Annotated in this window: 17 protein-coding genes; 6 read left to right on the top strand and 11 right to left on the bottom strand. The window is 72.9% G+C overall.

What is annotated here, in order from left to right:
* Position 1 precedes the first annotated feature (1 nt).
* Entirely contained in the window at positions 2-1,117 is a 1,116-nt protein-coding gene (locus ACFUJ1_RS09200) for a polyprenyl synthetase family protein (protein WP_378644196.1), read from the bottom strand.
* 179 nt (positions 1,118-1,296) lie between these two features.
* Positions 1,297-2,442, bottom strand: coding sequence for a LuxR C-terminal-related transcriptional regulator (locus tag ACFUJ1_RS09195; RefSeq protein WP_378644195.1), 1,146 nt, complete (start codon positions 2,440-2,442; stop codon positions 1,297-1,299).
* Between the two features lie 104 nt (positions 2,443-2,546).
* Between ACFUJ1_RS09195 and ACFUJ1_RS09190 the strand changes: the two genes are divergently transcribed.
* Complete coding sequence (locus ACFUJ1_RS09190) at positions 2,547-3,017, top strand: grhN (RefSeq protein WP_378644193.1); 471 nt, start codon at positions 2,547-2,549, stop codon at positions 3,015-3,017.
* A 6-nt stretch (positions 3,018-3,023) separates the two neighbouring features.
* Positions 3,024-3,821 carry an MBL fold metallo-hydrolase gene (locus ACFUJ1_RS09185; RefSeq protein ID WP_378644192.1) on the top strand — a complete coding sequence of 266 codons (798 nt, stop codon included), beginning with the start codon at positions 3,024-3,026 and terminating at the stop codon, positions 3,819-3,821.
* 11 nt (positions 3,822-3,832) lie between these two features.
* Here the strand turns inward: ACFUJ1_RS09185 and ACFUJ1_RS09180 are convergent, their stop codons facing one another.
* Both ACFUJ1_RS09180 and ACFUJ1_RS09175 read right to left on the bottom strand, forming a co-directional pair.
* A complete protein-coding gene (locus tag ACFUJ1_RS09180) occupies positions 3,833-5,551 on the bottom strand; it encodes a GAF domain-containing protein (RefSeq protein WP_378644324.1) in 1,719 nt (572 codons plus the stop codon).
* 28 nt (positions 5,552-5,579) lie between these two features.
* Complete coding sequence (locus tag ACFUJ1_RS09175; RefSeq protein ID WP_378615461.1) at positions 5,580-6,221, bottom strand: response regulator; 642 nt, start codon at positions 6,219-6,221, stop codon at positions 5,580-5,582.
* 169 nt (positions 6,222-6,390) lie between these two features.
* Here ACFUJ1_RS09175 and ACFUJ1_RS09170 point away from each other — a divergent pair, with 169 nt between their 5' ends.
* Genes ACFUJ1_RS09170 through ACFUJ1_RS09160 form a run of 3 tightly spaced genes read left to right on the top strand, consistent with a single transcriptional unit; the run spans position 6,391 to position 7,710 of the window.
* Positions 6,391-6,642 (top strand): hypothetical protein, encoded by a 252-nt coding sequence (locus tag ACFUJ1_RS09170; protein ID WP_378644190.1) that lies wholly within the window; start codon positions 6,391-6,393, stop codon positions 6,640-6,642.
* 16 nt (positions 6,643-6,658) lie between these two features.
* Entirely contained in the window at positions 6,659-7,096 is a 438-nt protein-coding gene (locus tag ACFUJ1_RS09165; RefSeq protein WP_378644188.1) for a nitroreductase/quinone reductase family protein, read from the top strand.
* Positions 7,093-7,710, top strand: coding sequence for a GNAT family N-acetyltransferase (locus tag ACFUJ1_RS09160; RefSeq protein ID WP_378644187.1), 618 nt, complete (start codon positions 7,093-7,095; stop codon positions 7,708-7,710). The genes ACFUJ1_RS09165 and ACFUJ1_RS09160 overlap by 4 nt, the downstream gene beginning before the upstream one ends.
* 1 nt (position 7,711) lies before the next feature.
* Here ACFUJ1_RS09160 and ACFUJ1_RS09155 read toward each other — a convergent pair whose 3' ends face one another.
* The 4 genes from ACFUJ1_RS09155 to ACFUJ1_RS09140 are packed head-to-tail and all read right to left on the bottom strand — an operon-like array spanning position 7,712 to position 10,440.
* Positions 7,712-8,344: a DUF305 domain-containing protein gene (locus ACFUJ1_RS09155; protein WP_378644185.1), complete on the bottom strand. Its 633-nt coding sequence runs from the start codon at positions 8,342-8,344 to the stop codon at positions 7,712-7,714.
* A gap of 41 nt (positions 8,345-8,385) precedes the next feature.
* Positions 8,386-8,889: a DUF5134 domain-containing protein gene (locus ACFUJ1_RS09150; RefSeq protein ID WP_378644184.1), complete on the bottom strand. Its 504-nt coding sequence runs from the start codon at positions 8,887-8,889 to the stop codon at positions 8,386-8,388.
* 1 nt (position 8,890) lies between these two features.
* Entirely contained in the window at positions 8,891-10,288 is a 1,398-nt protein-coding gene (locus ACFUJ1_RS09145) for a hypothetical protein (protein ID WP_378644182.1), read from the bottom strand.
* Positions 10,285-10,440 carry a hypothetical protein gene (locus ACFUJ1_RS09140; protein ID WP_378644181.1) on the bottom strand — a complete coding sequence of 52 codons (156 nt, stop codon included), beginning with the start codon at positions 10,438-10,440 and terminating at the stop codon, positions 10,285-10,287. Before ACFUJ1_RS09140 ends, ACFUJ1_RS09145 begins: the two co-directional genes overlap by 4 nt.
* 219 nt (positions 10,441-10,659) lie before the next feature.
* Between ACFUJ1_RS09140 and ACFUJ1_RS09135 the strand changes: the two genes are divergently transcribed.
* Entirely contained in the window at positions 10,660-11,571 is a 912-nt protein-coding gene (locus ACFUJ1_RS09135) for a hypothetical protein (protein ID WP_378644179.1), read from the top strand.
* A 16-nt stretch (positions 11,572-11,587) separates the two neighbouring features.
* On the opposite strand, the gene ACFUJ1_RS09130 is transcribed toward ACFUJ1_RS09135, so the two are convergent.
* The 3 genes from ACFUJ1_RS09130 to ACFUJ1_RS09120 all read right to left on the bottom strand — a co-directional run bounded on the left by ACFUJ1_RS09130 (position 11,588) and on the right by ACFUJ1_RS09120 (position 13,302).
* The gene (locus ACFUJ1_RS09130) at positions 11,588-12,307 is read right to left on the bottom strand and encodes an LGFP repeat-containing protein (RefSeq protein WP_378644178.1); all 720 of its coding nucleotides are present in this window, start codon (positions 12,305-12,307) and stop codon (positions 11,588-11,590) included.
* Positions 12,308-12,376: 69 nt separating this feature from the next.
* Entirely contained in the window at positions 12,377-12,724 is a 348-nt protein-coding gene (locus tag ACFUJ1_RS09125) for a UBP-type zinc finger domain-containing protein (RefSeq protein ID WP_233018848.1), read from the bottom strand.
* 50 nt (positions 12,725-12,774) lie between these two features.
* Positions 12,775-13,302, bottom strand: coding sequence for an AAA family ATPase (locus ACFUJ1_RS09120; protein WP_378644176.1), 528 nt, complete (start codon positions 13,300-13,302; stop codon positions 12,775-12,777).
* Positions 13,303-13,305: the final 3 nt, after the last annotated feature.

Here is a 13,305-nt window from a genome sequence, read left to right as displayed (position 1 = left end):
CTCAGAGTTCGCGGGTGGTGCAGATCAGCGCCATGCCGTCGAGCAGGCGCAGTTCGGGCTCGTCGATCCGGGCGCCCCGGATCCGGTCGCGGGCCTCGGTGACCCGCTCGGTGATCATCGCCTCGATCCGCTCGGCGGCGCCGGTGGCGCTGATCAGCGCGCGCGCCGCGGTGACGGCGGCGGCGTCCAGCGCGGGCGCGGCCAGCAGCTCGGCGAGCGCGCGGGCGGTGGCCGGGTCGGCCATCTCCTGCGCGGCGACGACGACGGTGGTCGCCTTGCGCTGGCCGAGGTCGCTGTCGGCGGGTTTGCCCGTGGTCTCCGCGCTGCCGAAGACGCCGAGCACGTCGTCGCGGAGCTGGAACGCCTCGCCGACCAGCGTGCCGTACCTGGAGAGCGCCTCGACCGTCTGCTCCTGGCAGCCGGCCATGAGCGCGCCGAGCTCCAGCGGCCTGCGCACGGTGTAGTTGCCGGACTTGGCGCGCGCGATGGCGAGCACCGACTCCAGCGTCGGGGTGACGCGGGCGTCGTTCACCAGGTCGGCGAACTGCCCGAGCGCCAGCTCCACCCGCATCCGGTCGTACCGCGGCCACATGCGGATCAGCGCGCGCTCGTCGATCCCGCTCTCGCGCAGCATGCGCTCGGACCAGACCAGGCAGAGGTCGCCGAGCAGGGTGGCGGCCGACTCGCCGAACCGGGCGGCGTCGCCGGGCAGCCCGAGCTCGCGGTGGTGGTTCGCGAAGGCGCGATGCGCGGCCGGTTCGCCGCGGCGCAGCTCGGCCTCGTCCATGACGTCGTCCTGCAGCAGCGCGAAGGCCTGCAGCAGCTCCAGCGCGGCGGCGGCGCGCAGCGCGGCCGGGCTCGGGTCGGCGCCGCAGAGCCAGCCCAGGTACAGGAACATCGGCCGCAGGCATTTGCCGCCGAGCGCGTAATGCCGCAGGACACCGTCCAGGGGGATTCCGCTGATCGGCTCCGGCTGGTTCCGCTGCACGAACGATTCGAGTTCGCGGTTCACCTCGGTGCGTACCCCGGCCCGCCAGCGAGGCGGCGAGCACTCCTCGCCGTCCGGTGTGGTCAGGAGGTGGCACACCCGTTGTGGCTCGGAGAACACGGCACTCACTCGAACTCCTCGTCTGCGGTCGGGCTGGTCGTCATCGTATCGCAACGATGCACAAATGATGCATCGTGTGCGGGGCGTTCACCTACGTTTCGATACGTGCCCCGGGGTGGATGGGGCCGAGTTGGGTAATTTTCTTAATCATCGATTTGCCCGGATTTCGCCGGGTGAATCCGCGAATTTCAGGACGACGCGGGCAGCCAGGGCTCGCCGCGCAGCGGCCGTCCGTCGGCTGCCCTTCGCTCGTTGTCGCGCAGCCGCGGCTCGTAGTGCGCGAAGAAGACCTTGCCGACCAGATCGCGCCTGCTGCGGACGCCGGTCTTCTCGAAGATGCCCTTCAGGTGCTGCTGCACGGTGTGCGCCGACAGCACCAGCTCCGCGGCGATCCGCGAGGTGGAGGCGCCCTGCAGGACCAGCCGGGTGACGTCCTTCTCCCGCTCGGTCAGGCCGTAGGCCGACATGAGCAGCGGGTACAGCCTGCCGGGGCCCGCCGGCTCGATGATGACGGCGATGCGCCGGTCGCCGGTCGAGTTCAGGCAGGCGCCGTGCAGCACGACCCAGGCGCCGGTGCGCGACAGCACCCGGACCACGGTGACCAGGTCGCCGCCGTCCGGGTGCTCGGCCGCGCGCAGCGTCCGCCCGGCCAGCGCGAGCACCGAGGAGGGCAGGCGGCCCGCCGCCCAGTCGCCGTCCGGTAGCTCCTCGAGCCTGCGCGCCACGCCGGGCGTCGTCGATTCGACCGCGCAGTGCCGGTCGAGGACGAGCAGCCCCGGCGAGTCGGCGGAGTCGGGCTGCTGCGCCTGGCCGAGCAGCAGCGCCGCGCGGGCGGCCTCGGCGAGCAGCGGCGTCACCGAGCGCACGAAACTCTGCTCGTCCGCGCTGAACAGCGGTGTGCGCGGCTCGCGGTAGAGCCCGAGCGCACCCCAGACCTCACCGGAGCGGGTGCGCAGCCGCGCGACCAGCTCCTGGTCGCCGCCCATGGTCATATTGCGGTGCCAGCGGGGGCTGCGCCCGGGTTCGCCGCCGGTGGCCTCGTGCAGGGTGGCGATGCCCGATGCCGAGCGGGCCACCGTCGCGAGCTGGTTGACGTCGTCGGCGTAGTACTCGCTGACCAGCCAGTCGCCGGGGAACTCGGCGAGGCCGCGGTGGTAGTGGCTGGTCATCAGCAGGGAGGCGGGGTCGAGGGTGTAGAAGCACGGTGTCCAGTAGTGCGGGACGGCGCGCGCGAGGATCTCGGACGACTCCTGCCAGAGCGACACCAGGTCGCGCGGTTCGCCGCACAGCCGGGTGATCTGCTCCGTCGCCCGCCGGAACACCTCCGCGCTCATCACCCCACGGTACGACCAGGCACCGCCGCGCGACATGCCAGGTTTCTGGTATTCCCGGCCGCCGCCCGCGTCCCTAGCGTCGGTACCGAGCGAAGGAGTTCCCGATGACGGTCACCACCACCGGGGTCCGGCTGGCCCCGCCGCCCCCCGCGCTGATGCGCATGGTCAATCCGCTGGTCCGCCGCGTGCTCGCGAACGAGCGGCTCGGCCGCCGGATCGCGCTGCAGGCGCTGCTCGAGTTCACCGGCAGGCACAGCGGCAGGAGGCTCCTGGTACCGGTCTGCCTGCACGAGATCGACGGGGTGCCGACGGTCTTCACCGAACGGCCGTGGCGGCTGAACTTCACCGCGCGGGCTCCGGTCGTCGTCACCCAGCGGGGCCGGGTCCGGAACGGGCACGCGGTCCTGCTGCCCGTGACCCCCGGGGAGCGGGGAGCGGCGATGCGGCAGGCGCTGGACAACGGCGCGACCCCGTTCGAGCTCGGGCTGAAGGTCGCCCGTGGCCACACCCCCACCGCCGAGGAGCTCTCGGCCGTCCCGCGCTCCCTCATCCGCGTCGACTTCACCGAGGAGTGAGAAACCATGCAGGTCAACCGCATCGGACGCGATATCGGCGTGCTCGCCGACCATCAGGAGGTTCCCGGCATCGGGTTCGTCCCGGTCAACGCCTTCGTCCTGCACGCCGCCGAACCGGTGGTGATCGACACCGGGCTGCCCGGAGCCGGATTCCTGGACGCGCTCGGATCGGTGCTCGACCCGGAGGACGTCGAGTGGATCTGGATCACCCACCCGGACCGTGACCACACCGGGGCGCTGCGCGCACTGCTCGCCGCCGCTCCGCGTGCCCGCCTGGTCACGACGTTCCTCGGCATGGGGATCATGTCGATGGACGGCCCGCTCCCGATGGACCGGGTCTACGTCCTCAACCCGGGGCAGTCGCTCGACGTCGGCGACCGGCGGATCACCGCCTTCCGGCCGCCGCTGTTCGACAACCCGGCCACCACCGGCTGCTACGACGAGCGCACCGGCGCCTGCTTCAGCTCCGACTGCTTCGGCGCCCCGATGCCGACCGCGGAGTTCGCGACCTGCACCGACGCAGGCTGCCTCGACCCCGCCGAACTGCGCGAACGCCAGCTGCTGTGGGCGACCGCGGACAGCCCCTGGGTGCACACGGTGGATCGCGGCAGGTATCTCGGCACCCTGGCCGAGCTGCGCTCGCTCGACCCGGCGCTGATCCTCGGCACCCACCTGCCGCCCGCCGCGGGCCGCACGGCCGAGTTCCTGGCGACGATCGCCGCGGCGCCGGGCGCCGATCCCTTCGTCGGCCCCGATCAGGCCGCGCTCGAACAACTGCTCGCCGGTTTCGAACCGGTGCCATGAACCCCGCGGGCTCAGGGGAGCGGGGCCGACCAGCGGAGCACGGTACCCCCGCGCTCGCCCTTCTCCAGCCCGAAGGTGCCGCCCGCCTCCTCGGCCCTGGCGGCGAGGTTGGCCAGGCCGCTGTAGCGGCCGGTGCGGTCCGGAAGGCCGGTGCCGTCGTCGGTGATCAGGATGGTGGCGTCGTCGTCGACGGTGAGCACCACCGAGATCGCGGTGGCGCCCGCGTGCCGCACGGCATTGCTGACGCCCTCGCGCAGCACCGCCTCGACGTGGTCGGAGAGCGGCGGCCCGAGCACCGAGACCGGCCCCGCCAGCCGGACCGTGGTGCGCAGCCCGCTGTCCGCGGTGGTCTCGGAGACGATGCCGTGCAGCCGCTTGCGGAAGGTCGCGGAGTCGGCGGCGGTATTGCTCTGCAGGTCGAAGATGGAGTGCCGGATGTCCTGCACGATCGACTGCAGGTCGTTCACGGTGTCCGAGAGCCGGGTGCGGATCTCCGGGTTGTGCGAGCGCTGCACCGTCCCCTGCAGCGAGAGCCCGACGCTGAAGAGCCGCTGGATCACGTGGTCGTGCAGGTCGCGGGCGATCCGGTCGCGGTCGGAGAGCACGTCCAGCTCGCGCATCCGGCGCTGCTGCGCGGCCAGCCGCAGCGCCAGCGCCGCCTGCCCGGCGAAGGCCGTCATGATCGACTGCCCGGCGACGTCCAGCGGCGGCGCGCCGTGCGGGCGCAGCGTGGTGAGCACGCCGATCACGGTGGTGCCCGCGTGCAGCGGCAGGATCAGCGCGGGGCCGAACGAGGTGTCGCGCGGAAAGAGCGGTGCGGGTGCGTAGTCGGCGACCGAGACCGGCCGCCGGTCCCGGAAGGCGGCGCCGGAGCGGGACTCGTCGATCGGGATGATGCGCCCGGTGATCGGCGCGGACTCGGCGCCGGCGGCGGCGACCACCACCAGGTCGGTCACCTCCTCGTGCGGGATGTCCGGGTCCTCGGGCAGCGCGAGGAAGGCGCAGGCGGCGCCGGTCAGGGTGAGCGCGCGGCGCACGATCAGCTCCAGCACCTCGTCCGGCTCACCGCCCGCGAGCAGCTCGGTGGCGACCTCCTGGGTTGCCTCCAGCCACTGCTGCCGGATCCGGGACTCCTCGTAGAGCCTGGCGTTGGCGATGGCGATACCGGCCGCGGCGGCCAGCGCCCGCACCACCACCTCGTCGTCCTCGGTGAACTCCTGGCCGCCGCGCTTCTCGGTCAGGTAGAGGTTGCCGAACACCTCGTCGCGCACCTTCACCGGGACCCCGAGGAAGGTGCTCATCGGCGGGTGGTTGTGCGGGAACCCGACCGACCCGGCGTGCGCCGAGAGCTGCGCCAGCCGCAGTGGTTTCGGGTCCTCGATGAGCAGCCCGAGCACGCCGTGGCCGCGCGGGAGGTCGCCGATCAGCATCCGGCCGCGGTCGTCGATGCCCTCGTAGACGAACTCCGCGAGCTGCTTGCTGTCCTTGCCGGTCTCCCGCACGCCGAGCGCGCCGTAGCTCGCGTCCACCAGCTCGATGGCGGTGTGCACGATGGTGCGCAGCGTGTTGTCCAGGTCGAGGCCTGCGGTGACGACCAGCATGGCCTCCATGAGCCGGTCCATCTTGTCCCGGACGCCGACGATCTGGGTGATCCGCTCCTGCACCTCCAGCAGCAGCTCGTTCAGCCGCAGCTGGGAGAGGGCCTGGCCGACCGGGGTGTGGCCGTCCATCCGGTCGCCGCCCGCCCCGGCGCGGGGTTCAGCGTCCGTCACGGCCGAGTTTCGAGGCGAGGACCGCGGCCTGGGTGCGGCGCTCCACACCCAGCTTGGCGAGCAGCCGGGACACATAGTTCTTCACCGTCTTCTCGGCGAGGAACATCTCGGCCGCGATCTGCCGGTTGGTGAGCCCCCTGCCGAGCAGCGCGAGCAGCGTGCGCTCCTGCTCGGTGAGGGTGGCGAGCGGCCCGGCCTTCTGCTCGGCCTGCGCGCGCAACTTCGCCATCAGCGCGGCCGCGGCCCGGTTGTCCAGCAGCGACTTGCCCGCGCCGACCGCGCGAATGGCGTCGACCAGCTCCAGCGTGCCGATGTCCTTGACGACGTAGCCGCTGGCCCCGGCCAGGATGGCGTCGAGCATGGCCTGCTCGTCGGTGAACGAGGTGAGGATCAGGCAGCGCAGCCCGGGCAGCTGGGAGAGCAGCTCGCGGCACAACTCGATGCCGTTGCCGTCCGGCAGCCGCACGTCGAGCACCGCGACGTCCGGGCGCAGCGCCGGGATCCGGGCCAGCGCGTGCGCCACGCTCTCCGCGCCGCCGACCATCTCCAGGTCCGGTTCGGCGTCGATCAGGTCGGCCAGCCCGCGCCGCACGATCTCGTGATCGTCGACCAGGAACACCCGGATCATCGCCATCCCCTCTCTCGCACCGATTTCGGTACCAGCATGACAGGCATGGCCCGGCGCCGGAGTGGAAGGGCGGGACCTGCGGCGCGCAGCCGGTCGCGGTGCCCCGACGAACTCGATTCGGGGACCTTCGGCCCTGAACAGCGGCCGCTCGGGGGTGCACCCTGGACGGGTGATCGAAGGGGCAGTGAGCGATCGGAAAACACAGGCGGGCACGGCGGGGTGCCCGGAGTCGGTGGTCGACGAGACCGTCGAGCGGCTCCGCGCGGAGTTCGAGGACCGGCCGGCGGCCGGGGCGATCGACGAGATCGTCCGGTGCTGCCTGAGCGACCTCGCCGGAATACCGGCGGGCGCGCTGCCGGAGCTCGCCGAGCGCTCGGCGCGGCAGCGGCTGCTGGAGGCGAGCGCACCACCGGGCCGGTGACCGCTATCGTGCTTCCATGCCGCCGGAATTCACCTTCAGGGCCACCAATACCGCGCATCGGCTGCTCACCAGGCTGACCTTCGGCAGGCTCGGGCACCGCATCGTCGGCATGCCCTCGCTCGAGCTCACCACCGTCGGCAGACGGTCGGGCAAGGAGCACGCGGTGCTGCTCACCGCGCCGATCGCGGAGGACGGCGGCTACGTGGTGGTCGCCTCCAAGGCGGGCGAGGACAAGCACCCCGCGTGGTACCACAACCTGCTCGCGCGACCGGAGGTCACGGTCTCGGTGCAGGGCGGGCCGCGCACACCCATGCGCGCCAGGGTCGCCGCCCCCGCCGAGCGCGCCGAACTCTGGCCCCGGATCACCGCGGAGCACCCGGTCTACGCGAACTACCAGACCCGCACCGACCGCGAGATCCCGCTGGTGCTGCTGACCCCGCGCGACGGCGCGTGACCGCGGTGCGCACCGCCACCATCCGCGGCGCCCGCCGCACCGAGGTGGCCGCCGCCGCGGAGCTGCTCGCCGCGGCCATGGCCGACGACCCGCTCTCCCGCTGGCTGCACCCGGTCCCCGAGGGGCGCCCCGCCGAGCTGCGCGGGTCCTTCGAGCTGGAGATCGAGCGGGTGTGCAGGCCCGCGCTCGGCGCGCACGTGCTCGTCGACCCGGACGGCGCGCTGCTCGCCGCCGCGCTGTGGACCCCGCTGCCGTATCGGCTCTCCTGGCTCCAGCAGGTCCGGCTGCGCACCGCGCTGCGCGGGCTGCACGGCGAGCGCGATCCCTACCTGCAGCACGTCAGCGCCGCCACCTTCACCGCGGCCCCGCAGCGCCCGCACTGGCACCTGCTCGCCATCGGCACCGATCCCGCCGCCCGCGGGCAGGGCCACGGCCGCGCCCTGCTCGACTTCGGCATCGCCCGCGCCGACGCCGAGGGGCTCCCCACCCACCTGGAGACCACCGAACCGGCCCGGATCGGCTTCTACGCGCGGGCCGGGTACCGGATCGCCGCCGAGGTCGACCTGCCCTACGGCGGCCCGCGCTCGACCATCCTCTGCCGTGAGGCGAGCTGACTCAGCCGTACTGCGCGAGCAGCAGCCCGATCATGCCGATCTCCCTGGTCTGCTCGGTGACCATCTCCCGCGCCGCCTGCTTGACCGGCCCCGCGGTGAGCAGACCGTCCGCGCCGCGGGCCATGGCGACGCCACCGTAGTGGTGGCGCTGCATGAGCCGCAGGAAGACGACCTCGGCGTCGCGGCCGCGGGCGGCGGCGAGCGCGTCCAGCTCGGCGCGGGTCGCCATGCCCATCGAGGTGTCGACCGGCTGTACGTCGGCGACCGGGGCGCCGTGGTGCCCGGTGCCCGGCTCGTGCAGCCACGCCATCGGCCGCGGATTGCTCGGCAGCGTGTTCGCCAGCCGGAGCCAGCCGAGCATGGTGCCGAGCTCGACCCGCTGCACGTCGTCGATCTGCGCCGCGAGCCGGGCGATCACCGGCGTGACGCCGGGATCGAGGGACTGCACCATGAGCAGCGCCTGCTCGTGGTGCGCCGCCATGTCCTGCAGGAAGGCGATCTCGGTCGCGCTGAGGATCTCCCGCTCCGGCGCATCGTCCGGGACGAAGAGCGGCCGGACGGCGGCGCCGAGCGTCACCAGCAGGGCGGCCAGCGCGACGAGCGCGGCGCCTGCGACGACGGAGCGGCGGTGCACCCGCCGACGGTACCGCGCGCGGTGCATCGCGCACGGTGGAATCAGCCGCGCAGCGCCGAACCCAGCATGAGCGCCGTGGCCAGATCCATCACCAGGTGCGGCAGCGCCGCGAGCGCGAACCGGGTCACCCCGGCGACCACCACCGCGTCGAACACGAAGAGCAGCACCAGGATCCAGCCCGCCACCGGCAGGGGCGGAGTGCCGCCGTGCCCGCCGAGCAGCGCGTAGACCATGGCCAGCGCCGCCACGCCGTGGTAGCAGGCGGCGCCGATCTCGTCGGCCCGGTGCTCGGTGCGCGGTCCGGTGGCGGCGAGCAGCAGCCAGAGCGCCGCCGCGGCGGCCAGCGCGCCGGAGAGCCCGCGCCAGACCGGCGGCGAAACCTGCGGCAGCGTCCACATCCCGGCCATGGCCAGCAGCATGACGACGTGGAACAGCGCGCTCGCGGGGCCCGGGTAGACGGTCCGGCCGCGCACCCCGGTCGCCGCCGCGCCGAGCAGGCAGCCCAGCGCCGCCGCCCACGCGGGCAACAGCAGCGGATCGTGCACCTCAGCCGGGGACGACCGCGACGGCGCGGCGACCGTCCAGATCCACCTCGAACACCGCCCGCCCCTCGGCGTCCGCGGTGAGCGTCGCCTCGACCGCGCCGCTGAGCTGGTATTCGCGGCCCGGCGCGAGCCGGTGCACCGCCAGCCGGACCCGCTGCGCCCCCGCGCCGGGGCGCAGCACCAGCTCCAGTGCGCTGCCGTCGGTGACCGCCCTGGCCACCAGCACATCCGGGTAGGCGGCGTCGGCGAGCACCGGGCCGGTGCGCCACGCCTCCGGCACCACCCCGGTGATCAGGTCGCGGAGCGCGTCCGCGCGGGTGAAGCGGGCGAGCACGTGGTGCGCGTTGGTCACCGTCGACGGACCATGGAACCGGCGCGCGCCGTCGTTCTCCAGCGTGAGGTGGCGCTCGCCGAGCGAGCGGATCAGCGCGCCCGCCAGCTCCGGCTCGCCCATCTCGGCGGCCGCGGTGGCCAGGAAGGTCCTGGTCATGCCGTCGCCGCTGACCACGTTGTAATTGCCGAGATCGATGCGGGCGCGGGCGTTGCCGCGCAGCCGCAGGGTGTCGCCGTCGAAGTCGACGAAGCGGTCCCTGATCGTGGTCCAGGTGTCGCGCGCCAGATCCGGCATGGTGGCGTTGAGCCAGGCCACCATGCCCGCGTCGTAGCCGAGCACCGGGCGGCTGATGGTCAGCGAAGGTCCGAGCCTGCCCGGGATGAAGCGTCCGCCGCGGGTGCGCCAGCCATCGGTCAGGTAGCTGTCCCTGATCCGGTCCACCAGGTCGCCGGTGAGCGCGGTGCCGTGCAGCCGGTCGTGCAGCAGCAGGGTGGTGAAGGCGAAGACGTTGCAGATCGGGTAGATCAGGTGCGGTTCGCACGGGTACTGCGCGCACGCCGGGTCGGCGAGCATGTTCCGCCGGACGGCGCCCGCGAGCCGGGCGAAGTCGTAGTCGTGCGCGCGGGAATCGTTCCAGCGCAGCCGGAGCGAGCCGGGACGGTCGAAGACGCCGTCGTCGTTCATGGTTTCGTAGAGGCCGAGCATGACGCCGAAATAGCCGGAGTACATGACGTTCGCGTGCCGGATCGGGTCGGTCTCGTAGCGGCCGTAGCCGACCAGGCTCTCCAGCGCCCAGTAACCCCAGACCCGCTTGTCGCACATCTTGCGGATGGCATTGCGCTGCGCCTCGGCGAGGTAGCCGGTGAAGGCCGGGGTGCGGGTGTACTGGGCCATCGCCAGGCCGTAGCCGATGAAGTTGAGCTGGTAGCGCAGCGCGCTGGCCGCGATCTGCTCGATCCGGTCGAAGCCGTCGAAGCGGTCCAGCGGCTGCAGCGCGAGATCGAGCACGAAGCGCTGGAAGGCGAGATCCTCCGGGGTGGACTCGGTGACCGGGGGGACCGTCACGCCACCACCGCCCGCCGGGCCGCCACCGGCTCCGGGCCGGAACGTCGCGCGGTCGGCGCGAATGCGGAGGGCGCCGCGGTGTGGCCGCGCAACCGGCGGCTCACCCGGACGAATCCGGCGGAGAGGAACCCCGCCAGCAGGCAACACGGCATCGTGGCTCGCTTCCGTCGTGAGATGATTCGATAGAAACTCTATCACTGTGTCGCAGTCGACAGTGGCGCTATCGCCGCAGATCGTCGCGGATTTCCCGGCGCGGCAGCCGGTTCCGCCGCCCGGTCCGGTTGATTGAGGTCCGGGGCGCAGGGTACGGATGCTGAGAGACTGATTAGTAAACCGTCTCATATTGTCGGACGAGCGAGTGGAGCAGAGTGATGAGCAGAGCACAGCGACGGCGGATGGCGGCGGTGACCAGCGTGCTGGTCGGGGCGGCGCTGGCGGCGGGCCCGGCGGCGGCCGACCCGAACATCCAGGTTCCCGGCAGCGACGACGGGCTGCCGAACTGCCACGTGCTCAACGTGAACGCCTTCGCCGGGTACATCGGCACCGGCGAGCCCCGCCCGTCGGAGGTGATCGACGAGAACTTCGCCACCGCGCCGGTCGGTGACTGGTGCAACACCAATGTCGGCTACTCCGGCACCGGCTACGGCCCCGATGGCGTCACCTTCACCAACCCGCCGACCCGGGACGGGCTCTTCCCCTACAACAACTCCGAGATCCTGCCGCACCCGATCTTCGAGCCGGGCCAGACCCAGGTCTACGACGTCGCGGGCGCGCCGGATATGACCTCGCACAACGGCACCGCGGGGTGGGGCGTCTCGAACCGCTCCATCGACCCGCTGAACCTGGAGCTCGCCTGGTTCATGTACAACGGCTCGAACGGGCCGCTCGGCGACGCCAGCGAACTCACCCGCCCGATCTTCCACGTGCTCGGCCAGGACCTGCCGCGCGGCTTCTTCCTCATGGTCAAGCGCGGTGGCGAGCTGATCCCGCAGATCCGGCCGCTGGACCCGGCGCTGCTCGCCGACGACCACAAATACGCAGTCAAACTCACCGACCGCAATGTCGAGTTCTTCATCGACGGCACCCCGGTCGGCGACTTCGCGAGCCCGCCGCACGGCACCGGCCGCAATATCCTGAACCAGCCGGTGCCGCTGCTCGGCCAGGCCTGGCTGGACGGCAGCTACTGGTTCCCGCTGCCCATCCCGGAGTGGAACGAGCACGCGCAGCAGCTCACCATCAGCCGCTACCGGCAGGGGCCGAGCGAGAGCACGCCGCTCACCTGAGCGGGGGCGCGCGGGCTCAGGGCTCCCAGGTGATCCGGCCACCCTGGAAGTCCTGGGCCTTGCCGTCGCCGAAGTCGTACTCGTCGCTGGTCGGGTAGCCGTAGCGGCCGCCGTCGCCGCCCGCCGCCACCCACTTCTCGCGCAGCGCGCCCCACACCACGTGCGCGCCGGAGGCCGAGGCCCAGTAGATCGCGCCGCCGTTGAACAGGTTGTACTTGCCGCCGCGGGCGCCCGCCTGCTCGTCGGTGACCGGGAAGCCGAGCGCGCCGCCCTCCCAGCCGTAACTGCCCCACTTGTCCCGGATCGTGCCGCTCACCTGGTGCGCCGCGGTGCCGACCGACCAGTACACCGAGCCGCCCTGGAAGTGCGCGAACCGCCCGGTGGCGCCCGGGGTCGCGGCCTCGCGGGTGGCCGGGTAACCGAGGAAACCGCCCTCCGAGCCGAACTGGCCCCACTTCTCCCGGATCGGCCCGGTCACCGTCTGTGCGCCGGTGGCCTCGGACCAGTAGACCGCGGCATTGCGCGCGAACCCCTGCCACTTGCCGCCGCGCGCCGCGTCCTGCTCCGGCCCGGTCGGCTCACCCAGCGCGTCCACCCCGCCCGCCGCGTCGAACTCCACCTCGATCGCCCCGCCGACCTCGAACGGACCCACCGGCCGCGCCCCCGCCGCCTGCGTTCCCGCCGCCAGCAGCAGTGCCGCCAGCGCGGCCGTCGTCGTCACCCTGGTCGCTCGCATGGAGTTGCCCTTCGCTGGTCGAATGGGGAGATCGGGGTTCAGGGTACCGAGGGGCCGCGGCGGGCGGAGTCAGTGCAGCAGCTGACGCCAGTTCGCCGGGACCCGGTCGGCCGGGCCGGGCGCGGGCTGATCGGCCGGTTTGCTCTCCGGGGGTGCGAGCGAGGGGCCCTCGTACATCTGCTCGTCGCGGTAGTCGTAGTACCAGTCCTCGCCGGGCTCGAAGCTGGTGATCAGCGGGTGGCCGGTGGCGCCCGCGTGCGCGGTGGCGTGCTGGCTGGGCGAGGTGTCGCAGCAGCCGATGTGGCCGCAGGCGGCGCAGCGGCGCAGGTGGAACCACCAGCCGCCGTCGCGCTCGCACTCCAGGCAGCCGGTGCCGCTCGGCGGCGCGGCGGGGTCGATCGGGGAGGTTTCGCTCACCGGTTCATCAAACGCCGGTCGGAGGTTCCGGGCAACCGGTCGGCGAATCCTCAGACCAGGGCATCGGCCCAGCGGGCGTGGATGGCGGCGACGGTCTGCTCCGGGGTCTGCGCGGCGGTGTCGAGGCGGAGGCCGATGGGCGGGGTGCGGTCGCGGAACTCGCGGTCGAACTCGGCGGGGGACCAGCCGCGGTAGCCGGTCTTGTGGCGGGCGGCGTCGCGGGCGGCGAGGGTCTCCGCGTCGGGCAGCAGCACGACGACGCGCAGCGGGTGGCCGGTGAGCAGGGTGCGCATCCGCGCCAGCGCGGGGCCGGGGTAGAGGTCCTGGAGTACCGGGGTGATCCCGGCGTCCGCGTAGCCGCGCGCGACTCCGGCGGCGAGTTGCTGCCGCAGCGCCAGCTGGGCCGCGGCCTCCGCGCCGAGCGGTGGCTCGGCCTCGGCGCGGCCGCTCACGATCCAGCGGCGGAAGGTGTCGCCGCGCACGTGTGCGGCGCGCGGGAGCGAGCGGGCCAGCAACTCGGCCACGGTGGACTTCCCGGCCGCCATGGCGCCGGTGATCAGGACGATCTCCGTGGTCATGCG

The organism is Nocardia sp. NPDC057227 (assembly GCF_042669725.1).
In the GTDB taxonomy this organism is placed as follows: Bacteria; Actinomycetota; Actinomycetes; order Mycobacteriales; family Mycobacteriaceae; genus Nocardia; species Nocardia asteroides_A.
This window is presented reverse-complemented; position numbering and strand designations above follow the sequence as displayed.

Bases quoted from the DNA above. Each gene is read 5' to 3' on its own strand.
- ACFUJ1_RS09195 (WP_378644195.1), bottom strand. From the start codon at position 2,442: ATGAGCGCGGAGGTGTTCCGGCGGGCGACGGAGCAGATCACCCGGCTG.
- ACFUJ1_RS09190 (WP_378644193.1), top strand. From the start codon at position 2,547: ATGACGGTCACCACCACCGGGGTCCGGCTGGCCCCGCCGCCCCCCGCG.
- ACFUJ1_RS09185 (WP_378644192.1), top strand. From the start codon at position 3,024: ATGCAGGTCAACCGCATCGGACGCGATATCGGCGTGCTCGCCGACCAT.
- ACFUJ1_RS09180 (WP_378644324.1), bottom strand. From the start codon at position 5,551: ATGGACGGCCACACCCCGGTCGGCCAGGCCCTCTCCCAGCTGCGGCTG.
- ACFUJ1_RS09175 (WP_378615461.1), bottom strand. From the start codon at position 6,221: ATGATCCGGGTGTTCCTGGTCGACGATCACGAGATCGTGCGGCGCGGG.
- ACFUJ1_RS09165 (WP_378644188.1), top strand. From the start codon at position 6,659: ATGCCGCCGGAATTCACCTTCAGGGCCACCAATACCGCGCATCGGCTG.
- ACFUJ1_RS09140 (WP_378644181.1), bottom strand. From the start codon at position 10,440: ATGCCGTGTTGCCTGCTGGCGGGGTTCCTCTCCGCCGGATTCGTCCGG.
- ACFUJ1_RS09135 (WP_378644179.1), top strand. From the start codon at position 10,660: ATGAGCAGAGCACAGCGACGGCGGATGGCGGCGGTGACCAGCGTGCTG.
- ACFUJ1_RS09130 (WP_378644178.1), bottom strand. From the start codon at position 12,307: ATGCGAGCGACCAGGGTGACGACGACGGCCGCGCTGGCGGCACTGCTG.
- ACFUJ1_RS09120 (WP_378644176.1), bottom strand. From the start codon at position 13,302: ATGACCACGGAGATCGTCCTGATCACCGGCGCCATGGCGGCCGGGAAG.